Raw genomic sequence first — 22,915 nt, 5'->3', positions numbered from 1 at the left:
CTGGCCGTGCCATGAGCGGCCGCCACGCTCACCGACAGCGTGTGCGTGTCGCTGGTGTCGACATCGCTGAAGGTGACGGTGCCCGATGAGGTGCGGGCGGCGGCGTTGTCATCGCCTTCCGAAACCGTGCCGTCGTCATGCGCCGTGATGGTCGGCTTGTCGTTGGTGCCGGTGATGGTGATAACCACATCGCGGGTGACAACACCGCCATTCTGGTCGTCGAGCGTGACCGTATAGGTCTCATGCACAACCTGGCCGGCCGCGAGCTTGTCGAGGGCCGAATCCGCAGCAGTGAAGGTCCAGGTGACCAAGCCGCCGGAGCCGGTACCGGTGGTGTCGGTGGTCTTGACCGCGTTGAGCGAGCCGAGCTGGCCGCTATAGTCGGTGCCCTTGAACACCGCCGAGGCCAGATGCAAGTCGGTAAGGTCGACGTCGCTAAATGCCATGGTGCCGGTCGCGGTCTCGATGGGTGTGTGGGCATCCTCGGTGACGGCGCCGACAAGCGTGGCAGCGCCAATCACCGGCTTGTCGTTGGTGCCGGTGAACTGAATAGTGGTCGTAGCCCAGCTCAGCGTGCCGTTGCCGAGTTGAACGGCGTAAGTTAGCTTGTCGGTAAGAACCTGGCCCTGCGCGAGTGACTGCAACAACGTGTTGATATCGGCGGTGTTGTAGTGAATCGTGCCATCGCTGGCTATCCAGATCTTGGCGCCCAAGAGGCTTGTGTCGGTTGTTCCGAGGGCTCCCCCACTATCGGTGGAATATGTCGCGTCACGCGTGAGCAGTTCTGCTGGGGCATATATCTTCGTCGCGGTCGTCGGACTGTCGGCGTTGTCGATGGAGTAGAGCTGTTTGGCTGCGCCACCCAGATCATTCGCCAAAACATTCAGGACAAGGACCCCAGTTGCATCTTCCGAATAGAGGAAGGTGTCGTCCTTTGCCTGCGGTGTATTGGAGAACGACGTCGTTGTGCCGCCGGCACCGGTGATCTGAGTAGCCATTTTCAACCCCTGTTTCTGTAGCAGACGCCCCAACGCCTGTTTGTTGATAGTCCTGTACGACCACGCTCTGTCCGAGCATCGATCCCAAAGTCGCCACGCAGCTGGGCCGGAAGCGAGTGCGGCGCACCATCAGCGAGCGCGCCGACAAGAAGTGCCGGCTGGAGCTTGCGGATGATGATCGCTTGATGGCGGCTGCGACGACGTTGGTCGCAGCGCTACGTCTCCCAACCCAATTGCATCGTCTAAAACGTCGGTTTCCGATCAAGAGATTTTAGACAATGCTTATATTAGGAGATTATTAACCCTATGACACTGGAAACGTCAACGTCGTAGTTGCAAAACAGTTAATAGTTAAATGTTGAAGCAAAGCCACGGCGGCGGAAGCCGCGCCCCTCGTTGAGAAAGCGCATCGAAGAACGTGTGACGCCTGTCCTATCAGCAACAATCACCACTCGCACCCAGGCAGCTACAGAGAAGGCCGAGCGAGAGAACTGACATTCTCACCGACGCCATGGAGGTGAGTTTAGGCTCTCTCTCAGCGTCTGCAGGAACCCGTTCGTCCGACCGCTGCGTCCTTGGCGGGCATGAAGCAGTGCAGCCACGTGAGTCGGCGGCGACGACCAGCGCGGGGAGCATAGCCCGCAATCTCCCTGCGCCAGATCATCAACCACATTCCACTCGCTTCGCACCATGACTATACGATGGCGATCAGCGGGCGCCGCCCTTTAGCTGCGACAACTATAAGCTCCGTCCGGCTTCCTTACGCGGCGCCGGCCTGAACGCCCTCCTGTTCGAGGTGAAATGCGCACCCTAGACAACTTAAAGGCAGAGACAATTGCAGTTTGGCCTACTGCGTTTGATCCAGCATAGCTGCAGAAAGCTGTACGTTGCTTCGATGCTGGTTCCCGGTTAGCGGATGGTGCGGAGCCCGCCCGCATCCTCGGCTGACCTATCCGAGAGTCTGACTGGCCAGAGCATAAGTTACCGGTGTAGCTGCACAGTCGACCGCAAAATCGGCGAGGCGTTTGCCCATCGACATGGTCAGCACCGTGTCGAAAACCGGCATTCCGCTGTGCGCCAGAAAGGCGGCGAATTCGCCGCTTCCCATATGCGTGTCCACCCGAAGGAAACTGCCCGAATGATCGGCGATGTGCGGCCGGACCACTGCGATGGCATCGGTATCTCGCTCCGCTAGGACCGGACCGATGACATGGCCGCGGCCGAAGGGCCGGCAGAGAGCGAAGGCCTTGAGCGCCCCGTCGCCGAAGAGCCCGTAGCCAACAGATTGTTCGAACAGCTTTTCGACAAGTGCCGCTCTATGCACCCCGAAACCGACCGCATCGAGCGCGATGATCGCCGGCAAGTGCTCGGCCAGCAGCCGACGCACCTCGCCACACTCCCTGTCTATTCCAGCCGCCGTGGCGGCGCGGGCAATGCCATGGCAGTGGTAGACGGTCTTCTCCGGCCTGAAGTCGAGCGAAAGATAGAGCCGCTTTGCCGCCCGGGTCGCATTGAGGCGCAAGTCGCGCCCGACCACGTTGTCGAAGACCCGCTTCATCAGCCACTGACCGGCTCCCAGCGTCTGTAGCCGCGGCGAGGTGATGACCATCCCTACCGTCGCGAAATCGTGGCCATGCGGGAACCACATGGCTGAGCCGAGCACCCGGCCGATCTCGTCGAGCGCAACGATCCCCCGTCCCGATTCGCGCAGGAATTGCCAGTCCTCGGCGCGATGCGGCCATCCGACGGATAGAGAGTGCGCGTGCAACCGGTCGAGTTCGACGCCTTCGATGTCGCCGATCCGCATCGAGAAGGCATCGATTTTCAAGCTTCCGGACGGCTTCAATTCCATGCCTCTGAAACATTGCCGATATGGAGAGGTCCCACAACGGCCTACCCTTCCCCTGCCGACGCTAACCAATCGGATCAATATGATCTGTTCGAAAGCCCGGCGCCAACGCAAGATTCAACTGAAACACTTCCGCTTTCGGCACGCAATCGCGAAGGAACGCTGACATTCTCGACCGTATCGGCCCGACGAACCGGAATGCCAAATGCCCAAACCCCAAAATACCTTGAGGTCTGGAATGGACGTCTTCGACATCCTCGGCCGTCTCGTCGCCTTTCCATCCGTGGCCGGCAAGCCGAACGGGGACATTGCCGGCTGGATCGAGGCCTATCTGGCGGAACAGGGAGCGAAGGTCACCTTGCTCCCGGGGCCGGAAAGCGACCGCTCCAATCTCTTTGCCACGATCGGCCCCGTAGATGTCCCCGGCTATATCCTCTCGGGCCACATGGACGTCGTTCCCGCTGGCGAGCCGCAGTGGAGTTCATCCCCTTTCGTGCTGCGTCCGGACGGCGAACGCCTCTACGGACGCGGCACCACGGATATGAAGGGCTTTCTTGCCGCTGCGCTGGCGGCGGTGCCTGCCCTGTCGCGGCTGCGCCTTGCGAGGCCGATCCACCTCGCCTTCTCCTACGACGAGGAGATTGGGTGCCGCGGCGTGCCGCATCTCATCGCCCGGCTTCCCGACCTTTGCGCAAAACCGCTCGGCGTCATCGTCGGCGAGCCGAGCTGCATGCGCGCCGTGCGCGGCCACAAGGGCAAGGCGGCCGCCCGCGTCACCATCAAGGGACGCTCCGGCCATTCCTCGCGGCCCGATCTCGGACTCAATGCCATCCATGCGATGTCCGAGGCGCTGAGCGCGGCTGTCAGCGAAGCCGAGCGACTGACGCACGGCCCGTTCGATCCAACCTTCGAGCCGCCCTACTCCTCGCTGCAGGCGGGTGTGGTGGCGGGTGGACATCAGGTCAACATCATTCCCGACACCTGCACGCTGGACCTGGAGGCGCGCGCCATACCTGGCGTCGATCCGGCGCGCCTGCTCGCGCCGGTCAAGGCGCGGGCCCAGGCCCTTGCCGCGAAGGGGTATCTTGTCGAGTGGACGCCGATGAGCGCCTATCCGGCACTGTCTTTGTCACAAGATTCAGGCTTGGTGGCTTTGCTGAGCCACCTGACCGGCGAAGCACCGCTCGCCGCCGTCAGCTATGGTACCGAGGCTGGGCTCTACCAAGCCGCCGGCATGGATGCGATCATCTGCGGTCCTGGCGATATCGGCCGCGCCCACAAGCCGGACGAGTATATTCTCGCCAGCGAACTCACTGCCTGCCAGCTTATGATCGAAGCGCTGGCTGTGCATTGCGCCGCCTGAAGGGGAACCGGATGACATTCCTGTTCAATTCCGATGCGCGGCGCGGCGCGATCTTTGCCGAAGCCTTCGCCAAGGAACTGCCCGACCTCCCTTTCGCGATGAATGCCGCGACGGTCGATGCCGACGCGGTGCGTTATCTCATCACCTGGACGGTGCCGGATAATCTCGCCCGCTACCGGAACCTGGAGCTCCTGTTCTCCCTTGGTGCCGGCGTCGACCAGTTTCGCTTCGATGCGGTGCCCGCGACGGTGAAGATCGTGCGCATGGTCGAGGAAGGCATCGTGCGCATGATGCAGGAGTACGTATCGCTGGCCGTACTTGCGCTGCACCGCAACCTGCCCGCCTATCTGGCGCGGCAGCGGGCCGGTCAATGGCTGGATATCCCGCAGATCCAGGCCGCCTCGCGCCGGATCGGCGTGCTCGGTCTCGGGCAGCTCGGTCAGGCGGTCCTCGACCGGCTGAAACCCTTCGGCTTCCCGCTCGCCGGCTGGAGCCGTTCGCCGCGTCAGATCGACGGCGTGACCTGCCACCATGGCGAGGTTGGGCTGGAGACGATGCTGGCGGCCAGCGACATATTGATCTGCCTGCTGCCGCTGACCGAAGACACGCGCGGATTTCTCGATGCCGATCTGTTCGTCAAATTACCGGAGGGCGCGGCTCTCGTTCACACAGGCCGAGGGCCGCAGCTCGACCATCAGGCGCTTGTCGCCGCGCTCGAGAGCGGCCACCTTTCGGCGGCGATAATCGACGTGACCGATCCCGAACCGCTGCCCGCGAACCATCCGTTCTGGTCGCATCCGAAGATCATCCTCACCCCGCATGTCGCGAGCGTCACCCAGCCGGAGACCGCGGCACGCGCCGTTATCGACAACATCCGGCGCCACCGTGCCGGCCTTGAGCCGATCGGGCTCGTCGACCGGTCGCGCGGCTATTGAGGTCCAACCAGAAAGGCCATCCCTTGTCCCTGCTCAAGACCGTCGATACCAACCCAACCTTTTCGCCGCGCGAATCCAGGGCGCTGCCAGAGCGGCTGATCGCCGGCGACCCTGCCTTCAAGACCTGGGCGCAGGATGTCGCCAAGGGCGATCTCGTCCGTACCGGCGTCTGGGAGGCGACGCCGGGTGAGACGCGCTCGATCAAGGGGGAGACTTTCGAGTTCTGCCACATTCTCTCCGGCGTGATCGAGATCATACCGGACGCCGGCGAGAGGGTGACCTACCGCGCCGGCGACAGCTTCGTCATGAAGCCCGGCTTCACCGGCGTCTGGAAAACCATCGAAACGGTGCGCAAGATCTACGTGACCGTCGGATAGCGAGGCACGTCCCCGCGCGAAAGATTTTGCCGTCCCTCATCCCTGGCACGCAACATTCGTCGGTGGCGGAACGCCGAACAGCGCATGCTGCGTGGCGCCACGCGCTAGGCTCCATCCGGTGCCGCAGAGTGGTTGTCGATGAGCCTGAGCTTCGATCCCGATACAATTCCCCTCCCCGTCGGCCATTTCATCGGCGGGGAGTTGATTCCGGCCGGGGGCGGGATAGAAATGCGTCGCCCATCGGACGGCAAATCCTATACTGACTGCCCCGTAGCCGGCCCCGACTTGGTCGAGCGTGCAGTGGAGAGCGCCAAGGCGGCACTGAAGGCCAGCAACTGGAGCGGCGTCCGGCCGCGTGAGCGCACCAAGGCACTCCAGGCCTGGGCCGATCTGATCGAAGCGGAAGCGGCAACGCTGGCCAGGATAGAGGCACTGAGCTCGACCCGACCCGTCGGCCAGCTTGTCGCTGGCGATATCGCGATCACCGCCGAGCAGATCCGCTTCTTCGCCGAGTTCGCCGACAAGGAAGGCAGCGAGCTTGTGCCGACCGACGATGCCAGTCTCGGCATGATCATGAGCGAGCCCTATGGCGTGGTCGGCGCGATCACGCCCTGGAACTTTCCCATCTCGATGGCCGGATGGAAGCTCGGTCCGGCACTGGCCGCTGGCAACGCGGTTGTGTTGAAGCCGTCGGAAATGACGCCCTTCTCGGCCGTCTATCTGGCGCAACTCGCCGTGAGGGCCGGCCTGCCGGCGGGACTGATCAACGTGGTGCTAGGCGATGGGCCAACCACCGGCGCGGCGCTGACCGGCCATCCCGACATCGCCAAAGTCTCCTTCACCGGCTCGACCCGCGCCGGCTCGGCGATCATGGAGAATGTGGCCCGCACCGGCGTCAAACCAATGACGCTGGAACTCGGCGGCAAGAGCCCCCAGCTTGTCTTTGCCGATGCAGATCTGGACAAGGCGGCGGCAGTGATCGCCGGCAGCGTCACCTTCAACGCCGGCCAAGCTTGCGTCGCCGGCACGCGCCTGATCGCCGAGAAGAGCGTGGCCGACAGGCTGACGGCCGCGATCCTGCAACGGATGAAGATGGTGCGGCCGGGCCCCACCTGGGACGACGCGACGCAGTATTCGCCAATCATTTCGGAACGGCAGCGGGCGCGTGTCGACGGCATCGTGCAGGCTGCGGTCGAAGCCGGCGGCGTATGCCTGACCGGCGGCGGCGTCGTGGACAGCCCCGGCTATTTCTACCAGCCGACGCTGATCGCTGACGTGGACAAGGCCAATCCCGCGATCGTCGAGGAAATCTTCGGCCCGGTCCTGACCGTCCAGACCTTCGAAACCGAGGAAGAAGCGCTGGCGCTGGCCAGCCATCCGATCTACGGGCTGGCTTCCGGCCTGTTCACGTCAGACCTGTCCCGCACCGTACGCTTCGCACGTAAGCTCGAAGCCGGCACCGTCTGGGTCAACCGCTACAGCCGCTCGCGCGACCATATCCTGCCAACCGGGGGCTACAAGCGCTCCGGCATCGGCAAGGACCTCGGCCGCGAAGCCTACCTCGCCAATCGCAGGACCAAGAGCGTCCTGATCAGCCTCTAGAGAGATGCCGATGAAGTCCTATTCGATCGCCCTGATCCCCGGTGACGGCATCGGCCCCGATGTGACCGCCGCCGCCTGGTCCGTGCTGCAGACGGCGGCCAAACATGCCGGCTTTGCACTGGCCGGAACCGAATTTCCCTGGTCCTGCAAATTCTACCTGGATACCGGCCGTATGATGCCGGAAGACGGCATCGAAACAGTGCGCGGCTTCGACGCCATTCTTCTCGGCGCCGTCGGCTGGCCGGCGCAAGTGCCGGATTCGGTCTCGCTGCACGGCCTGCTGCTGCCGATCCGCAAGGCATTCGTGCAGTACGCCAACATCCGACCGCATCGCCTGCTGCCGGGCGTCACGGGACCGCTGCGGGCCGAAAGCTTCGACATATTGTGCATCCGCGAGAACACCGAAGGCGAATATTCGGGCGCCGGTGGGCGCGTGCATCAAGGCACGTTGGACGAGGTGGCGGTGGAGACCTCGATCTTCACCCGCGCCGGCGTCGAGCGCATCCTGCGCTTCGGCTTCGAGCAGGCACGGGCGCGGCGCGGCAGACTGGCCTCCGTCACCAAGTCCAACGCGCAAAAATATTCCATGGTGTTCTGGGACGAGATCACGCGGAAGCTGGCAGCGGACTATCCTGATGTCACTGTCACCAGCTATCACGTCGACGCCCTCGCCGCGCGTATGATCATGGCGCCCGAGACCCTCGATGTGGTCGTCGCCTCGAACCTGTTCGGCGACATACTGACCGACATCGGCGCGGCGATCCAGGGCGGGCTCGGCTACGCCGCCTCCGCCAACATCAATCCTGACCGTTCGGCGCCGTCGATGTTCGAGCCGGTGCACGGCTCTGCGCCCGACATCGCGCATCTCGGTATCGCCAACCCGATCGCTACCATCTGGTCCGGCGCGATGATGCTCGAACATCTCGGCGAAACAGCCGCCGCCGGTCGAGTTATGAAAGCCATCGAAGCGACTACCGCGCGCGGCATTGGCACCATTCCCGGCAAGGATCGAACGGAGACCATCACGGCCGCCGTCAACGCCGCTCTCACCTGATTGCAAGGTCGTTTCCGATGAAAAGCCTGAACGATAAAAGTCTGTTTCGCGAAGCCGGCCTGATCGGCGGCAAGTGGGTTGCTGCCGGCTCCTGCAAGACGGTCGATGTACTCGACCCGGCGACCCAGTCGGCAATCGGCACAGTGCCCGACATGGCCGGTCCGGAGACCCGTGCAGCGATAGAGGCCGCCGCATCCGCCTATGTGGATTGGAGGAAGAAGACCAACGCCGAGCGCGCCGGCCTGCTAGAGGCCTGGCATGGGCTGATGCTTGCGCATCTGGACGATCTCGCGCTGATCCTGACGACCGAACAGGGCAAGCCGCTGGACGAGGCCAAGGGCGAGATCCGCTACGGAGCCTCCTTCGTCAAATGGTTCGCGGAAGAAGCGCGCCGCATCAACGGCCATACCATCCCCTCGCCGACGCCAGACCGCCGCATCATCGTGCTGAAGGAACCGGTAGGCGTTTGCGGCATCATCACGCCGTGGAACTTTCCCAACGCAATGATCACCCGCAAGGTCGCGCCGGCGCTGGCCGCAGGCTGCACCGTGGTCATCAAGCCATCCGAGTTCACGCCCTATTCGGCGCTGGCCCTCGGCCTGCTCGCCGAACGGGCGGGCATCCCTGCCGGCGTCATCAACATCGTCACCGGCATGCCAGCGGAAATCGGCAACGAAATCATGGCCAATGAGACGGTGCGCAAGATCTCCTTCACCGGCTCGACACGGGTCGGCTCGCTGCTGATGCGCGGGGCCGCCGACAGCGTGAAGCGGCTCAGCCTCGAACTCGGAGGCAACGCCCCCTTCATCGTCTTCGACGACGCCGATCTCGACCTAGCCATCGAGGGCACGCTGGTCTCGAAGTTCCGCAACGGCGGCCAGACGTGCGTCTGCGCCAACCGCATCCTCGTCCAGACCGGGGTCTACGAGACCTTCGCCGCGAAGCTCTCCGCCCGCGTCAACGCCATGACGGTGGGGCCGGGCACACAGCCCGGCGTCGTCATCGGACCGATGATCAACATGGCGGCGGTCGAGAAAATCAACCGCCACGTCGCGGACGCGCTCGCCAAGGGTGCTGCGATCGTCACCGAGAAGCAGGCCCTGCCGAAAGGATCTCAGTATGTCGCGCCGCTCGTGCTGACGGGCGCCACAAAGGACATGCAGCTTGCCGGCGAGGAAACGTTCGGCCCCGTCGCGCCGCTTTTCCGCTTCGAGACGGAAGAGGAAGCGATCGCGCTGGCCAACGGCACACCCTACGGACTTGCCTCCTACTTCTACACCGAGAATTTGAAACGCGCCTGGCGCGTCGGCGAGGCGTTGGAGTTCGGCATGGTGGGCTTGAACACAGGCTCGGTCTCGATGGAGGTGGCACCCTTCGGCGGCGTCAAGCAGTCCGGCCTCGGCCGCGAAGGCGCGCAGGCCGGCATCGAGGAATATCTCGAGCTGAAAAGCTTCCATATGGGCGGGCTGGGCTAAACCCTATCCGCCGGATCAGTGGTCACTGGATCCGGTCGAGCGCCTTGTAGTAGAGGCCAACCATCGGCAGGAACCACGGCTTGCCTGAATAGCCTGGAATGGCAGGCCACTCGAGCCCCTTCAGCGGATTGCGGTCCTCGCGGCCAAGCATGGCATCGGCCAGGATCATGCCGAGCTGGGTGGAAAGCTGCGCGCCATGACCGGAATAGCCCATCGCGTACCACACCCCGTCATGGTAGCCGGCGCGCGGGAAACGGTCCTTGGTCATGTCGACCAGCCCGCCCCAGCAATAGTCGATCTCGACCCTGGCGAGCTGCGGGAAGATGGCCGCCAGGCTTGCCCGCAATATCTGACCGCTCCTGGCGTCGGAGCGCTGGTCCGACGTCGCCGAGAAGCGTGCGCGGCCGCCGAAGATCAACCGGTTGTCGGGCGAAAGCCGGAAGTAGTTGCCGATGTTCATCGAGTTCACGCACGTCCGGTTGCCCGGCATGGTCGCGGCGATCTCGGTGTCGCTCAAGGGCTGCGTGGCGATGATGAAGCTGCCGACCGAAATGATCCTGCGGCGGAAATAGCCGAAATTCGGCGTCGTATAGGCACCGGTCGCCACCAGCACGGCGTCGGCGCTGATGCGACCCCGCGACGTGGTCAACTCATGCCGCTTGCCGGCCTGCTTGTGATTGGTCACCGCAGCGTTCTCGTGGATGACGGCGCCGTGGCGCGCGGCTGCCGTGGCGAGACCCGCCACATAGCGGCCCATATGCATCATGGCGCTCTTCTTCGACAGCATCGCGCCATGGAACGGCGAGCCGATCTCCGATTTAAGATCGGCCGCTGACAGCAGCGCCGTATCCGGATCCACCTCGGAATGGATCGCTTCGAAGTTGCGGGCGATCGAATCAAAATGCTGCGGCTTAGAGGCTAGCTTCAGCTTGCCGGCGCGGCGGAAGTTGCAATCAATGCCTTCCTCGGCGACCAGCGCCTCGATGGTGTCGACGGACTCGTCCAGCGCCCGGTAGATCGCGATCGCGCGTTCCTTTCCGAGTTCCGCCTTGGCCGAGAGGTAGCTGTGGGCAAGTCCGTTGTTTAGATGTCCGCCATTGCGCCCGGATGCACCCCAGCCCACGCGCTCCGCTTCCACCACCACCACCTTGGCGCCGGCCTTCGCCAATCGGCGGGCGGCGGCGAGTCCGGTGAAGCCGCCGCCGACGATGGCGGCATCGTAGTGACCCTCGACCGGGCCTTGCGCCGCGCCGGCAAAGATGGTGACAGTGTCGTGCCAGTAGGAGACCAGCTTCATCGGCAATCCGCCTGTTTTAGAGACCGACCACGCCTGGAAGGCCCGAAATATCCGGTATCTCGACATAGCCATAATAGGGGTTGGCTGGTTCGTGGCCGCGGTTGACCCAGACCTTGTTCTTGATGCCGAGATCGTGCGCCGACATCAGGTCGTAGCGGAACGAGGACGAGCAGTGAAGGATATCGTCCGGGCCGCAGCCCAACATGTCGAGCATGTACTCGAAGGCTTTGAAGCGGGGCTTATAGGCCTGCGCCTGCTCGGCCGTATAGACAGCATGGAAGGGCGCGCCGAGCTTTTCGACATTGGACATGATCTGCGCGTTCATCGCGTTGGACAGGATGACCAGCGGAATTTCCTTGGCGACCTTCGCCAAGCCCGCGGGGACATCGGCGTGAGGTCCCCATGTCGGCACGCGCTCATAGACCATCCTGGCGTCGTCCGGGCTGAAGGCGACGCCGTTGCGCTTGCAAGCGCGCTCGAGCGCATTGTGGACGACGTCGGCATAAGGTTTCCAGTCGCCCAGAATCTCATCCAGCCGGTACGCCGCGAAATTCTTGATGAACTCCTGCATGCGCGGCTCGTCGAGCCGGCTGCCGTAGAGATCGCGCGCCGCTTCCGCCATCTGGAAAAAGGTCAACGTGCCGTAGCAGTCGAAGGTGATGTATTTGGGCCTGAAGGAAGCCATGTCCGTCGATCTCCGGTGGAAGCACATCCGCGCTGGGATGTATTTCATCATAGAGCGGCAGGCGGCGACCCACCTGACCGAAATAGGCCTTCCGAAAGCAGAAAGTTCCGTATCCGCCATCCGGTTTGGCACGCTGTGGCATCTGGCGTGCCGATTGCGGCGCCGCGCACGGCGTGAGGCGCCCCCGCCGTGGATGACGCCAGCACAAGATGCGGCGCACCGCTTACGCTACGGCGAAAGATACTGTCGAAGCCAAAGCCTTCAGATGATCTGCGGCGCGCCGATGGTCGAAACTTGTCGTCAGACGGAAGGATGCCTCATGCTGCAGGGCGACATCGAACTCCGGGCCTTCGGGCCCGACCATATCGAGGGAGCCGTAGTGCTTTCTCGCCAGGAGAATTGGCCACATCGCCCGCAGGACTGGCAGATGGCGCTGCAGCTCTCGAACGGCGCGGTTGCGCTCGACGATCAGGGCCGCGTCACCGGAACTATCCTGGTAACGCCCTACGGCGCAGATTGCGCCATGATCAACATGGTGATCGTCGACAGGACTGTGCGCGGCAAGGGGCTTGGGCGCCGGCTCATGGATCGGGCCTTCGCCCTTGCCGGTGACCGTCCGCTGCGGCTCGTCGCCACAGCGGACGGCATGCCTCTTTATGAAAAGCTCGGCTTTGTGCCGTCCGGTACGATCCGGCAACATCAAGGTAGCGTTGCCAAGCTTGGTGCGCAGGGCGGCGTGGAAGCTGCGGACGCCGCCGATCTCCGGGAAATCAAGGCGCTGGACCGCGACGCCTATGGCGCCGACCGTGGAGCTCTAATCGATGCGCTGGCCGAGCGCGGCCAATTCGCCGTCATCCGCCGCGACGGCGCCATCGGGGCCTATGCCGCGATCCGGCCGTTCGGACGCGGCGAGGTGATTGGTCCAGTCATCGCGGGAAGTATCGACGAGGCAAAGGCCCTGATCGGCTTCTTCGCCGCCGCGCGCGCCGGTGCCTTCCTGCGCGTGGATACCGGCAGCGGAACCGGCATCGCCGGCTGGCTCGAGGAAATCGGCCTCACGCATGTCGGCGGCGGCGTAGCCATGGACCGTCCGCCCAAGACGGTCGCGGAACAGGCCAGGCCAAAAATTTACGCCCTCGCCAACCAAGCGCTAGGATAGTCGGAGAACAACAATGCTCGCCAATTCCCTGATCGAACTCGATCGCGCCCATCTCATCCACCCAGTCTCTTCATACCGTGGTCATGAGGCGCACGGCGTGCGCGTGTTGAAATCGGCGAAGGGCGCGACCGTGACCGATGCGTCCGGCCGGCAACTTCTCGACGGTTTCGCGGGGCTGTGGTGTGTCAATGCCGGCTATGGCCATGACAGCATCGTCGAGGCGGCGGCCCGGCAGATGCGAGAGCTTCCCTACGCCACCGCCTATTTCGGCCTCGGCTCTGAGCCGGCGATCCGCCTCGCCTCGGAACTGGCCGAGCGCGCGCCCGGGGATCTGAACCACGTCTATTTTACTCTTGGTGGATCGGACGCGGTCGACAGCACGATCCGGTTCGTCCGCTACTACTGGAATGCCAGGGCCGAGCCAAAACGCGATCAGTTCATTTCCATCGAGCAGGGTTATCACGGCTCGTCGGTGGTTGGCGCGGGCCTGACCGCCCTGCCCGCCTTTCACGCCGGTTTCGGCATTCCCTTTGAATGGCAGCACAAGATCCCCTCCCCCTATCCATACCGCAACCCTGTCGGCGAGGACGGCAACGCAATCATCGCCGCATCGCTCGCCGCGCTGAAGGCCAAGATCGAGGAGATCGGGCCGGAGCGGGTCGCCGCCTTCTACGCCGAGCCGATCCAGGGTTCGGGTGGCGTCATCGTTCCACCGAAAGGCTGGATCAAGGCCGTGCGCGAACTCTGCCGGGAGTACGGCATCCTGTTCATCGCCGATGAGGTGATCACCGGTTTCGGCCGCACCGGGCCCCTGTTCGCCTGCACGGAGGAGGACATCGTTCCCGACTTCATGACGACGGCGAAGGGCCTGACCTCGGGCTATGTTCCGATGGGCGCGGTGTTCATGGCCGATCATGTCTACGACGTGATCGCCGACGGCGCGGGCGCTTCGGCGGTCGGCCACGGCTACACCTACTCCGCCCATCCCGTCAGCGCCGCCGTCGCGCTCGAAGTGTTGAGGCTCTATGAAAATGGGCTTTTGGAGAACGGCATCAAGGCCGGCGCACGCCTGATGGCGGGATTGAACAGCCTGAGCGACCATCCGCTCGTCGGAGAGGTGCGCGGCCGCGGCATGCTTGCAGCGGTCGAACTGGTGACTGACAAGCAGATGAAAACACCGCTTCCCGCGTCGGCCATGCCGGCGCGGCGGGTCTTCGACAGGGCGTGGGACAATGGCCTCATCATCCGTGCCTTCGCGCATGGGGTCCTCGGCTATGCGCCGCCGCTGTGCTGTACCGACAGCGATATCGATGCGATCATCGAGCGCACGCGCCGAACTCTCGACCAGACGCTGGACGATCCAGACGTCCGCCAGGCCATGGCATGACGAGCGACGAATTTTTCGCATCTCGAAATATCGCCGGCGCAGACGATTTCGCAATTTTGTGCCGCGCACTCACGCCTTTTCGGCGAATCCAGCGCGGGGGAAGTGCCAGACTGCTGAGAAGACAAGGCCAGAAAGCCCGGATTTCCAGGCCTTCAAAAGAGACCGACGCCCCGGACAGCACGGAATTTTGTTCTGTCCAACACGTGCAATTCGGCCGCATGCAGAGGAGACCCAGTCTTGGCCAGGGGCTTTAGCGAGTTCAAATACATGACCTTCGATGTCGTCGGCACGCTGATCGACTTCGAAGGCGGGATCACGACCTGCCTGGCGGAAATTGCCGCCGAGGCCGGCGTTTCGGTCGATGGCGAGGAGGCGCTGGCCCTTTACCGGCAGGCCCGCTACATGCCCGATGCGAGCCTGTTTCCCGACGATCTCGTGCGTGTCTACACGGTCATCGCGCCGCGTCTCGGCCTCCCTCCCGAGGAGAAATACGGTGTGCGCCTGCGGGACTCCGCCCGTGCCTGGCAAGGCTTTGCTGACAGCGCGGCGGCATTGGCGGACCTTGCCAAGTCGCACAGATTGATCGCCATGACCAATGCCCGGCGCTGGGCGCTCGATCATTTCGAGAAGCGGCTCGGTTCGCCCTTCTTCGCCACCTTTACGGCCGATGATACTGGCATCGAGAAACCGGACCCGGCCTTCTTCCAGAAGGTTTTCGATTTCGTGACCTCCCGGGGCGACAGCAAGGACGACATCCTGCACGTCGCGCAAAGCCAATACCACGACATCGGCATATCCCGGGCGCTTGGCATGACCAATTGCTGGATCGAGCGCCGGCATGCCCAGAAGGGTTACGGCGGCACGATCGAGCCCGAGCGTTTCACCGCGCCTGACTACCACTTCACGTCAATGGCGGCCCTTGCCGCCGCCGTGCGGGAAAGCCTGAAGGAACGAACCTGAGCCCAAGCCCGGAAAGCCGCAGCAAGACGAGCATCCCGGAAAAACAAACAGAAAGGGGAATGATATGACCGACAAGATAACGAACTGGACCAGCGCAGACGATGCCATGGCCGAGAATGCCATTCGGCGGGGCGCGAGCCGCCGCGAACTCCTCAAGATGCTGCTGGCCGGCGGCGCCGCGATTGCCGCGGGCAGCGTGGTGCTTGGCCGTGCCACCAATGCCGTCGCCGCCACGCCGGTCTCCGGCGGCAGTTTCAAGGCAGCCGGCTGGTCGTCCTCCACCGCCGACACGCTCGACCCGGCAAAGGCGTCGCTGTCGACCGACTATGTCCGCTGCTGCTCGCTCTACAACCGCCTGACCTTCCTCGACAAGGATGGCAAGACGCAGATGGAGTTGGCCGAAAGTTTCGACAGCAAGGACGCCAAGACCTGGACCGTGAAGCTGCGCAAGGGCGTCACCTTCCACGACGGCAAGGACCTCACCGCCGAAGACGTCATCTTCTCGCTGAAGCGCCATCTCGACAAGGCGGTCGGCTCCAAGGTTGCCAAGATCGCCGCGCAGATGACCGGCTTCAAGGCGGTCGACAAATCGACCGTCGAAATCACCCTCGCCGATCCGAATGCCGACCTTCCGACCATCCTGGCATTGCATCACTTCATGATCGTGGCGGATGGCACCACCGACTTCTCAAAGGGCAACGGCACCGGCGCCTTCGTGCTGCAAACGTTCGAACCGGGCGTGCGGTCGGTCGTCTCCAAGAACAAGAACTACTGGAAATCCGGCAAGCCCTACCTGGATTCGTTCGAGTTCATCGCCATCAGCGACGACAGCGCTCGCGTCAACGCCCTGCTTTCCGGTGACGTCAACTTCGCCGCCTCGATCAATCCGCGCGCGATGAAGCTCATCGGCGGCCAGCAGGGCTTCGAACTGTCGAAAACCACCTCGGGCAACTATACGGACCTCAACATCCGGCTCGACATGGATCCGGGCAATAAGGCCGACTTCGTCGCCGGCATGAAATACCTCGTCAACCGCGAGCAGATCGTCAAATCGGCATTGCGCGGCCTCGGCGAAATCGGCAACGACCAGCCTGTCTCGCCGGCGAACATCTTCCACAATGCCGACCTCAAGCCGAAGGCCTTCGACCCGGACAAGGCCAAGTTCCACTTCCAGAAGTCGGGCCTGCTCGGCCAGTCGATCCCCGTGGTCGCCTCCGATGCCGCGACGTCGTCGATCGACATGGCGGTGATCATCCAGGCCGCCGGTGCCGATATCGGCATGAAGCTCGATGTCCAGCGCGTCCCGTCCGACGGGTATTGGGACAATTACTGGCTCAAGGCGCCGATCCATTTCGGCAACATCAATCCGCGCCCGACACCCGACATCCTGTTCTCGCTCCTCTACGCCTCCAACGCGCCCTGGAACGAAAGCCAGTACAAGTCCGAGAAGTTCGACAAGCTGCTCGTCGAGGCGCGCGGCTCGCTCGACCAGGCCAAGCGCAAGGAAATCTATGGCCAGATGCAGACCATGGTCTCCGAGCAGGCCGGCACCATCATCCCGGCCTACATTTCCAACGTGGATGCTCTCTCCAGCAAGGTGAAGGGTTTGGAGGCGAACCCACTCGGTGGCATGATGGGCTACGCAATGGCGGAATATCTCTGGCTCGAAGCCTGAGAGGCGCCTGCCAGGGACCGGACAGCCGGTCCCTGGCACTATTGCGCAACATGGCTTGGCCGAACGCAACCGCAGGAGCGCTTCCATGACGTCTGGGGTTCTAAACCTCGTGCTGAAGCGGCTGGCAATCGCGGTCGTTACACTTCTGATCGTCCTGTTCGCCGTGTTTTTCGCCACCAGCATGCTGCCTGGCGACACCGCGTCGATTCTGCTCGGCCAGGCGGCCACCCCCGAAGCCGTCGCCGGCCTGCGCGAGGCCATGCATCTCAATGATCCTGCAATCCTGCGCTTCCTGCGCTGGCTTCTCGGCCTGCTCCACGGCGATCTCGGCACTTCCTATGCCAACGAGATGCCGGTCGCGGCGCTGATCGGCGGGCGCTTCGTCAACACCATGGAGCTCGCCGGCATCACCACGCTGCTCTCGGTGCCCCTAGCGCTGACGCTCGGCATCACCGCCGCCATGTTGCGCGGTTCGCTCTATGACCGCACTGTCACCATTCTTGCGATCGGCGTCATCTCGGTACCGGAATTCATGGTCGCGACCCTCGCGGTTTTGCTTTTCGCCGTTTATCTCAAATGGCTGCCGGCGCTGTCCTCGGTCAATGAGGCGCATACGCTGACCGACATCGTTCGCATCTATGCCATGCCGGTGATCACGCTGACCTTCGTCATCTCGGCTCAGATGATCCGCATGACCCGCGCCGCGGTGATCGAAACGCTGTCCACGCCTTATGTCGAGATGGCGCTGCTCAAAGGCGCCTCACGCGGCCGCATGGTGCTCAAGCACGCACTTCCCAATGCGCTCGGGCCGATCGTCAACGCGGTTGCGCTGTCGCTGTCCTATCTGGTCGGCGGCGTCATCATCGTGGAGACCATCTTCAATTATCCCGGCATCGCCAAGCTGATGGTCGATGCGGTCGCGACCCGCGACCTGCCGCTGATCCAGAGCTGCGCAATGATCTTCTGCCTCGGCTATCTCCTGCTCATCACCGTCGCCGACATCATCGCCATCATGTCCAACCCAAGGCTGAGGTGACGATGGCACGCGTGGCGGCTTCCCGACGGTCCTTGCTGGGCCACAGCTACAATCTCGTGGGCGTAATCGCCTCGCTGGTCATCCTGGCGTGGACGCTGATCGCCATCTTCGCACCCGCCATCATTCCCCATTCGATCGGCGACATTGTCGACGACGATTATTTCGGCCCGATGCGTCGCGGCCTATGGCTCGGCTCGGACTATCTGGGGCGAGACATGCTCTCGCGGGTGCTGATGGGTGCGCGCTACACCGTCGGCATATCGCTCGCCGCCGTCTGTATCGCCTGCTTTTCTGGCGTCGTGCTGGGGATGATCGCGGCCGTCACCGGCGGCTGGCTCGACACCTGCCTCAGCCGCTTCCTCGACGCCATGAACTCCATTCCAAGCAAGCTGTTCGGCCTTGTGGTGGTAGCCGCGGTCGGCTCGTCGATCCCGGCGCTGATCCTGACGCTCGCCGTCATCTACATACCGGGCGCCTACCGCTTCGCGCGGGCGCTCGCCGTCAACATCAACACCATGGACTTTATGACCGTCGCTCGCGTCCGCGGCGAAAGCACCGCCTATCTCATCGGGTCAGAGATCCTGCCCAATATCATGCGCCCGGTGCTGGCCGACTTCGGCCTGCGCTTCGTCTTCATCGTGCTATTGCTGTCCGGTCTGTCCTTCCTCGGGCTCGGCCTGCAACCGCCGCTCGCCGACTGGGGCGCGCTGGTGCGCGAGAACATAGGCGGCCTGCCCTTCGCGGCTCCCGCCGTCATCGTTCCCTCGCTGGCGATCGCCAGCCTCACCATCAGCGTCAACCTGCTGATCGACAACCTTCCGCAGAAGATCAGGGACAGGGACGCATGACCAATCTCGTCGAGGTCAGGAATCTGCGAATCGAGGCGACGACCGATGCCGGTCGTGTTGTCGAAATCATCAAGGGCGTCAGCCTCGACATCGCCGACGGCGAGATCGTCGCCCTGATCGGCGAGAGCGGCTCCGGCAAGACGACGATCGCGCTCTCGCTGATGGGCCATGCGCGACCTGGCTGCCGGATTACCGACGGCGAGATCAATGTAAACGGCAAGAACATGGCCGCACTTACCGAAAAGCAGCGCGCCAGGTTGCGCGGCACCGATATCGCCTATGTTCCGCAAAGTGCCGCCGCCTCCTTCAACCCCTCGTCCACCATCATGGAGCAGGTGATCGAGGTTACGCGCATCCACGGGCTGATGGCGCCCGAGCAGGCACGAAAGCGCGCGGTCGAGCTGTTCCGGGCGTTGTCGCTGCCGGACCCGGAAGGGCTTGGCGCCCGTTATCCGCACCAGGTTTCAGGAGGGCAGTTGCAGCGGCTGTCGGCGGCGATGGCGCTGATCGGCGATCCCAAGCTGATGATCTTCGACGAGCCGACGACGGCACTCGACGTGACGACGCAGATCGACGTGCTGAAGGCATTCAAGTCGGTCATGCGGGCTGGCGGAATAGCGGGTGTCTATGTTTCCCACGACCTTGCTGTCGTCGCCCAGATCGCCGACCACATCGTGGTGCTGAAGGGCGGCGAAGTGCAGGAGACCGGCACCACGGCCCAGATTCTTTCGGCCCCCCGGCACCCCTATACGCGCGAACTGCTGGCTGCCTTCGAGCCGAAACCGCGGCAAGCACATGCGGACGCGGATGCCGGCGCGAAGCCGTTGCTGCGCATCGACAATGTGACGGCCGGCTATGGCGCGGTGCGGGATGATGGACTGCCGGTCATACGCGCTGTCGATTCCGTCAGCCTGGTCGTCGAGCAGGGGCGCAATCTTGGCGTCATCGGCGAATCCGGCTGCGGAAAATCGACGCTGGCGCGCGTCATCGCCGGCATCCATCCGGCGGCGGCCGGCGACATCGTCTTCGAGGGCAAGCAACTGGAGCGCGCCGCAGGCAAACGCAGCCAGGACCAACTGCGCGAGATGCAGATCGTGTTCCAGTATGCCGATACCGCGCTCAATCCGGCCAAGCCGGTGGAGGACATCATCTCCCGGCCGTTGGCCTTCTATCACGGGCTCGACCGGCAGGCGCGCTCGAAGCGCGTCAACGAACTGCTCGACATGGTTCGCCTGCCAAGGACGCTGCGCTACCGTCGCCCGTCGGAGCTCTCGGGCGGCCAGAAGCAGCGCGTGAACTTCGCGCGCGCCCTGGCGGCCGGACCCAAGCTCATCATCTGCGACGAAATCACCTCGGCGCTGGACACGGTGGTGGCGGCGGCCGTGATCGAACTGCTCAAGGAGCTGCAGAGCGAGCTGGGCCTTTCCTACATTTTTATCAGCCACGACCTCTCCGTCGTCGAAGCAATCTGCGACGAAATCATGGTCATGTACAATGGCGAGCGGGTGGAGCAGATCACGCCCGACGGACTGAAAGCGCCCACCCACCCCTATTCGAAGCTTCTGTTCTCCTCCGTGCCCAAGCTCGATCCGACGTGGCTCGATGGCCTCGTCCGCGACCCCGAACTGGTAAGCCAGTACGGCCATCGCTGATTACAAGGGAAACAGGCTGGGCAGCGGCATGTGTGCTTTGACAATGGGAGACTTCAGCACCACGAAGCTAAAACACTTGTCGATGCCGATATCCATGTCGGTGAGCCGCTCCACGGTCGCCTGATATTCGGCAATCCCACCCGTGACGAATTTCAAGAGGTAGTCGTAACGGGCGGAAACGCGATGGCATTCGACGGCCGCGTCAACCTTATCGACGGCGGCAAGGAAACGCGCGAAGTCGATCTGACGATGTTCTTTAGCGTGACTTCCGTGAAGACGGTGAGCGTCCGTCCCAGCTTTGCGATGTCGATCTGCGCCGAATAGCGCACGATATAGCCTTCAGCCTGCAGCTTCTTTACCCGCATCAGGCATGGGCTGGGGGAGAGACTGACCAGTTCCGCCAGCTCCACATTTGTGATGCGGCCGTTCTTCTGCAGCTCGTACAGAATCTTGATGTCGATCCGATCGAGTTTCATGGGCCTTGTCTACAATTGCGAGCAGAGCCGGTAGGCCTCATAGATCGACGAGTAGATGTCCCTGCTGGCGACCGCGTCTCCTATGCGGTGCAGGACGAACGATCCGGCAGCTTGGGAACCATTGTCCCCGTCCGTTTCCGTTCCCATCATCAGCGCTATGTCGGTGACTCCGTTGTTGACGGAGCTCGCGCGCAATTCCTGGTAGGTATCCTCCATTGGCACGGTGCCGCGCTCGACAATGAGTTGGGCGGCGGTCATTTCCATCTCCGCACCGGTGAGCTCATGCCGGAACGTGGCGGCGATGCCGTTGCCCTGGCGCGCTGCTTTGACCAGGCGCACATCGCTGACGATGCGGATGCGGCGTTCCGAGGCGCGTTTGCGAAAACTCACCCTGTCCGGATAGGGCGTCTCGATCGCCAGCGTGTCGTCCGCCATGGCCAGGCTGACCAGGCGCCCCGGACGGGCAAGATGCAGGGCGCAGGAAACTGCCGACTGGCGTCCGGTCTCATCGTAGATGAGCACGTCGTCCTTCGCCGGCACGACCCCGGTCAAGACATCCCAGACGCTGTCGCAATGTTGGGCGCCCTCCAGCCATTCCATGTCCGGAATGCCGCCGGTGGCGATGATGACCGTGTCCGGTCTCTCGGCGAGGACGATCGCTGCGTCCGCATAGGTGTTGAGGCGGACTTCGACGCCCAGGCGATCGAGCTCACCGGTACGCCAGTCGACTATGCCGATGAGATCTTTGCGGTCGACGGCAGCGGCCGCGACGAGCACCTGCCCACCAAGTCGCGCCCCGGCTTCGAGCAGGCTCACTCTGTGTCCGCGCTCGGCGGCGACCCTTGCCGCTTCCATCCCTCCCGGACCACCGCCGACCACGACCACACGTTTCAGCGTTTCAGCACGCAGGATGGTATGGCTGATGATCGTTTCATGGCCGCTGGCCGGGTTGTGGATGCACTGCACCTTCTTGTACAGGCAGTAGGATGCGCCGACACACGGGCGAATGCGTTCTTCTTCGCCGCGCATCACCTTGTTGACGATGTGGGGGTCGGCAATATGCGCCCGGGTCATGCCGACCAGATCGACAAGGTTTTCGCGGATCGCGTGGCGGGCCGTGGCCACATCCCTGATGGCCGCCGCGTGGATGACGGGCAGCCTGGTTTCTCGTTTGAACTGCCCGACCAGCGGCAGAAACGGCGCGCTCTTGGTGAACATGCCGGGCATGTTCTGCTCGGCCAGGGACAAATCGGTGTCCATGCGGCCGAATATGCAGTTGAAGAAATCGATATGGCCTGCCCGCTCGAACAGCCTGGCGAAGGCCAGGCATTCCTCGAAATCCGACCCGTCCTCGACCGCCTCGTCGATCACGAACCGGATGCCGACAGCGAAATCGTCGCCCACCGCGCGGCGGATCGCCTCGTGAACCATCAGGCCGAAGCGCGCGCGGTTTTCGAGTGAACCTCCGAAGCCATCCGTGCGTCTGTTGGTTCTGCGCGAGAGGAATTGCCCGATCAGATGGCCGGCGGTGACGGTTTCGACGCCGTCCAGACCGCCGTCCACGCAGCGCCTTGCCGCACTGGCGTAGTCCCTGACGATCCTGTCGATGTCGGCTGCGTCCATCTCCTTCGGAAAATTCCGGTTTCGCGTCTCGCGAACGCGTGACGGCGCTACGGGCGGCAGCCAGTTCCCGGCATAGGCGGTGGCGCGCCGGCCAAGATGCGAAACCTGGCACATGACGACGGCGCCGTGGCGGTGGATGCGCTGCGACAGCGACTGGAGATGAGGCACGACGCGATCGCTCGAAAGGTCCAGCTGACCGCCGCCCCAACTGGAGTCGGGCGAGGTCATGGCCGAGCCGCCCGCCATGGTCATCGCAAGGCCGCCATGCGCTTTCTCCTCATGGTAGCGCTGGTAGCGCTCCAGCGGCAGGCCGCCATCGTCCAGCATCGAGGCATGACTGGTGCTGACGACGCGGTTGCGGAGCGTCAGACCCTTGAGCCGAAACGGCTGAAGCAGTGGATCGCTGGATGTGCTGCCTGCTTGAGATCCCGCTACCTTCACGTTCTGCTCCGCCCCATTCATAA

At 63.4% G+C, this 22,915-nt stretch carries 18 protein-coding genes and 1 pseudogene; 13 read left to right on the top strand and 6 right to left on the bottom strand.

Annotated elements, in window-relative coordinates; genetic code table 11:
• Both FJ960_RS10125 and FJ960_RS10120 read right to left on the bottom strand, forming a co-directional pair.
• On the bottom strand, nucleotides 1-998 hold a 998-nt coding region (locus FJ960_RS10125; protein ID WP_210243278.1), incomplete at its 3' end, for a VCBS domain-containing protein.
• A 949-nt stretch (nucleotides 999-1,947) separates the two neighbouring features.
• A complete protein-coding gene (locus FJ960_RS10120) occupies nucleotides 1,948-2,850 on the bottom strand; it encodes a GNAT family N-acetyltransferase (protein ID WP_140504391.1) in 903 nt (300 codons plus the stop codon).
• A gap of 235 nt (nucleotides 2,851-3,085) precedes the next feature.
• Here FJ960_RS10120 and argE point away from each other — a divergent pair, with 235 nt between their 5' ends.
• From argE to FJ960_RS10090, 6 genes are all read left to right on the top strand, one after another.
• Nucleotides 3,086-4,210, top strand: a complete 1,125-nt coding sequence (gene argE, locus FJ960_RS10115; protein ID WP_140504393.1) for an acetylornithine deacetylase — start codon at nucleotides 3,086-3,088, stop codon at nucleotides 4,208-4,210.
• 11 nt (nucleotides 4,211-4,221) lie between these two features.
• Complete coding sequence (locus FJ960_RS10110) at nucleotides 4,222-5,145, top strand: glyoxylate/hydroxypyruvate reductase A (RefSeq protein WP_140504395.1); 924 nt, start codon at nucleotides 4,222-4,224, stop codon at nucleotides 5,143-5,145.
• Between the two features lie 23 nt (nucleotides 5,146-5,168).
• Nucleotides 5,169-5,522: a cupin domain-containing protein gene (locus tag FJ960_RS10105; RefSeq protein WP_140713581.1), complete on the top strand. Its 354-nt coding sequence runs from the start codon at nucleotides 5,169-5,171 to the stop codon at nucleotides 5,520-5,522.
• Nucleotides 5,523-5,660: 138 nt separating this feature from the next.
• Nucleotides 5,661-7,124: an aldehyde dehydrogenase family protein gene (locus FJ960_RS10100; RefSeq protein ID WP_140713579.1), complete on the top strand. Its 1,464-nt coding sequence runs from the start codon at nucleotides 5,661-5,663 to the stop codon at nucleotides 7,122-7,124.
• Nucleotides 7,125-7,134: 10 nt separating this feature from the next.
• Entirely contained in the window at nucleotides 7,135-8,178 is a 1,044-nt protein-coding gene (locus FJ960_RS10095) for a tartrate dehydrogenase (protein WP_140713577.1), read from the top strand.
• A 17-nt stretch (nucleotides 8,179-8,195) separates the two neighbouring features.
• Nucleotides 8,196-9,653 (top strand): NAD-dependent succinate-semialdehyde dehydrogenase, encoded by a 1,458-nt coding sequence (locus FJ960_RS10090; RefSeq protein WP_140504401.1) that lies wholly within the window; start codon nucleotides 8,196-8,198, stop codon nucleotides 9,651-9,653.
• Between the two features lie 22 nt (nucleotides 9,654-9,675).
• Here FJ960_RS10090 and FJ960_RS10085 read toward each other — a convergent pair whose 3' ends face one another.
• Complete coding sequence (locus FJ960_RS10085) at nucleotides 9,676-10,950, bottom strand: FAD-binding oxidoreductase (protein ID WP_140713575.1); 1,275 nt, start codon at nucleotides 10,948-10,950, stop codon at nucleotides 9,676-9,678.
• A gap of 16 nt (nucleotides 10,951-10,966) precedes the next feature.
• Nucleotides 10,967-11,635, bottom strand: coding sequence for a haloacid dehalogenase type II (locus tag FJ960_RS10080; RefSeq protein WP_140713573.1), 669 nt, complete (start codon nucleotides 11,633-11,635; stop codon nucleotides 10,967-10,969).
• A 319-nt stretch (nucleotides 11,636-11,954) separates the two neighbouring features.
• Here FJ960_RS10080 and FJ960_RS10075 point away from each other — a divergent pair, with 319 nt between their 5' ends.
• From FJ960_RS10075 to FJ960_RS10045, 7 genes are all read left to right on the top strand, one after another.
• Entirely contained in the window at nucleotides 11,955-12,794 is an 840-nt protein-coding gene (locus FJ960_RS10075; protein WP_140713605.1) for a GNAT family N-acetyltransferase, read from the top strand.
• Nucleotides 12,795-12,807: 13 nt separating this feature from the next.
• Nucleotides 12,808-14,181, top strand: a complete 1,374-nt coding sequence (locus FJ960_RS10070; protein ID WP_140713571.1) for an aspartate aminotransferase family protein — start codon at nucleotides 12,808-12,810, stop codon at nucleotides 14,179-14,181.
• A gap of 237 nt (nucleotides 14,182-14,418) precedes the next feature.
• Nucleotides 14,419-15,141 carry an HAD-IA family hydrolase gene (locus FJ960_RS10065; RefSeq protein ID WP_140713569.1) on the top strand — a complete coding sequence of 241 codons (723 nt, stop codon included), beginning with the start codon at nucleotides 14,419-14,421 and terminating at the stop codon, nucleotides 15,139-15,141.
• A 64-nt stretch (nucleotides 15,142-15,205) separates the two neighbouring features.
• Nucleotides 15,206-16,816 carry an ABC transporter substrate-binding protein gene (locus FJ960_RS10060; RefSeq protein ID WP_140713567.1) on the top strand — a complete coding sequence of 537 codons (1,611 nt, stop codon included), beginning with the start codon at nucleotides 15,206-15,208 and terminating at the stop codon, nucleotides 16,814-16,816.
• 85 nt (nucleotides 16,817-16,901) lie between these two features.
• Nucleotides 16,902-17,852 carry an ABC transporter permease gene (locus tag FJ960_RS10055; RefSeq protein WP_140713565.1) on the top strand — a complete coding sequence of 317 codons (951 nt, stop codon included), beginning with the start codon at nucleotides 16,902-16,904 and terminating at the stop codon, nucleotides 17,850-17,852.
• Nucleotides 17,853-17,854: 2 nt separating this feature from the next.
• Nucleotides 17,855-18,700 carry an ABC transporter permease gene (locus tag FJ960_RS10050; protein ID WP_140713563.1) on the top strand — a complete coding sequence of 282 codons (846 nt, stop codon included), beginning with the start codon at nucleotides 17,855-17,857 and terminating at the stop codon, nucleotides 18,698-18,700.
• Nucleotides 18,697-20,352: an ABC transporter ATP-binding protein gene (locus tag FJ960_RS10045; RefSeq protein WP_140713561.1), complete on the top strand. Its 1,656-nt coding sequence runs from the start codon at nucleotides 18,697-18,699 to the stop codon at nucleotides 20,350-20,352. The genes FJ960_RS10050 and FJ960_RS10045 overlap by 4 nt, the downstream gene beginning before the upstream one ends.
• On the opposite strand, the pseudogene FJ960_RS10040 reads toward FJ960_RS10045, so the two are convergent.
• Together FJ960_RS10040 and FJ960_RS10035 are read right to left on the bottom strand one after the other, a co-directional pair.
• Nucleotides 20,353-20,828 (bottom strand): annotated as a pseudogene (locus tag FJ960_RS10040) (Lrp/AsnC family transcriptional regulator). It lies immediately after the preceding gene.
• 9 nt (nucleotides 20,829-20,837) lie between these two features.
• Nucleotides 20,838-22,913, bottom strand: coding sequence for an NADH:flavin oxidoreductase (locus FJ960_RS10035; RefSeq protein ID WP_140713559.1), 2,076 nt, complete (start codon nucleotides 22,911-22,913; stop codon nucleotides 20,838-20,840).
• Nucleotides 22,914-22,915 lie beyond the last annotated feature (2 nt).

Origin of the sequence: Mesorhizobium sp. B2-3-11 (genome assembly GCF_006442215.1) — a bacterium.
In the GTDB taxonomy this organism is placed as follows: domain Bacteria; phylum Pseudomonadota; class Alphaproteobacteria; order Rhizobiales; family Rhizobiaceae; genus Mesorhizobium; species Mesorhizobium salmacidum.
The sequence above is the reverse complement of the archived record's forward strand: the minus strand, read 5'-3'. Positions and strand labels throughout refer to the sequence as shown.

Excerpts from the sequence above, each read along its gene's own strand:
- FJ960_RS10120 (WP_140504391.1), bottom strand. The coding sequence starts at position 2,850 with ATGGAATTGAAGCCGTCCGGAAGCTTGAAAATCGATGCCTTCTCGATG.
- argE (WP_140504393.1), top strand. The coding sequence starts at position 3,086 with ATGGACGTCTTCGACATCCTCGGCCGTCTCGTCGCCTTTCCATCCGTG.
- FJ960_RS10110 (WP_140504395.1), top strand. The coding sequence starts at position 4,222 with ATGACATTCCTGTTCAATTCCGATGCGCGGCGCGGCGCGATCTTTGCC.
- FJ960_RS10100 (WP_140713579.1), top strand. The coding sequence starts at position 5,661 with ATGAGCCTGAGCTTCGATCCCGATACAATTCCCCTCCCCGTCGGCCAT.
- FJ960_RS10095 (WP_140713577.1), top strand. The coding sequence starts at position 7,135 with ATGAAGTCCTATTCGATCGCCCTGATCCCCGGTGACGGCATCGGCCCC.
- FJ960_RS10090 (WP_140504401.1), top strand. The coding sequence starts at position 8,196 with ATGAAAAGCCTGAACGATAAAAGTCTGTTTCGCGAAGCCGGCCTGATC.
- FJ960_RS10085 (WP_140713575.1), bottom strand. The coding sequence starts at position 10,950 with ATGAAGCTGGTCTCCTACTGGCACGACACTGTCACCATCTTTGCCGGC.
- FJ960_RS10080 (WP_140713573.1), bottom strand. The coding sequence starts at position 11,635 with ATGGCTTCCTTCAGGCCCAAATACATCACCTTCGACTGCTACGGCACG.
- FJ960_RS10075 (WP_140713605.1), top strand. The coding sequence starts at position 11,955 with ATGCTGCAGGGCGACATCGAACTCCGGGCCTTCGGGCCCGACCATATC.
- FJ960_RS10070 (WP_140713571.1), top strand. The coding sequence starts at position 12,808 with ATGCTCGCCAATTCCCTGATCGAACTCGATCGCGCCCATCTCATCCAC.
- FJ960_RS10060 (WP_140713567.1), top strand. The coding sequence starts at position 15,206 with ATGACCGACAAGATAACGAACTGGACCAGCGCAGACGATGCCATGGCC.
- FJ960_RS10055 (WP_140713565.1), top strand. The coding sequence starts at position 16,902 with ATGACGTCTGGGGTTCTAAACCTCGTGCTGAAGCGGCTGGCAATCGCG.
- FJ960_RS10050 (WP_140713563.1), top strand. The coding sequence starts at position 17,855 with ATGGCACGCGTGGCGGCTTCCCGACGGTCCTTGCTGGGCCACAGCTAC.
- FJ960_RS10045 (WP_140713561.1), top strand. The coding sequence starts at position 18,697 with ATGACCAATCTCGTCGAGGTCAGGAATCTGCGAATCGAGGCGACGACC.
- FJ960_RS10035 (WP_140713559.1), bottom strand. The coding sequence starts at position 22,913 with ATGAATGGGGCGGAGCAGAACGTGAAGGTAGCGGGATCTCAAGCAGGC.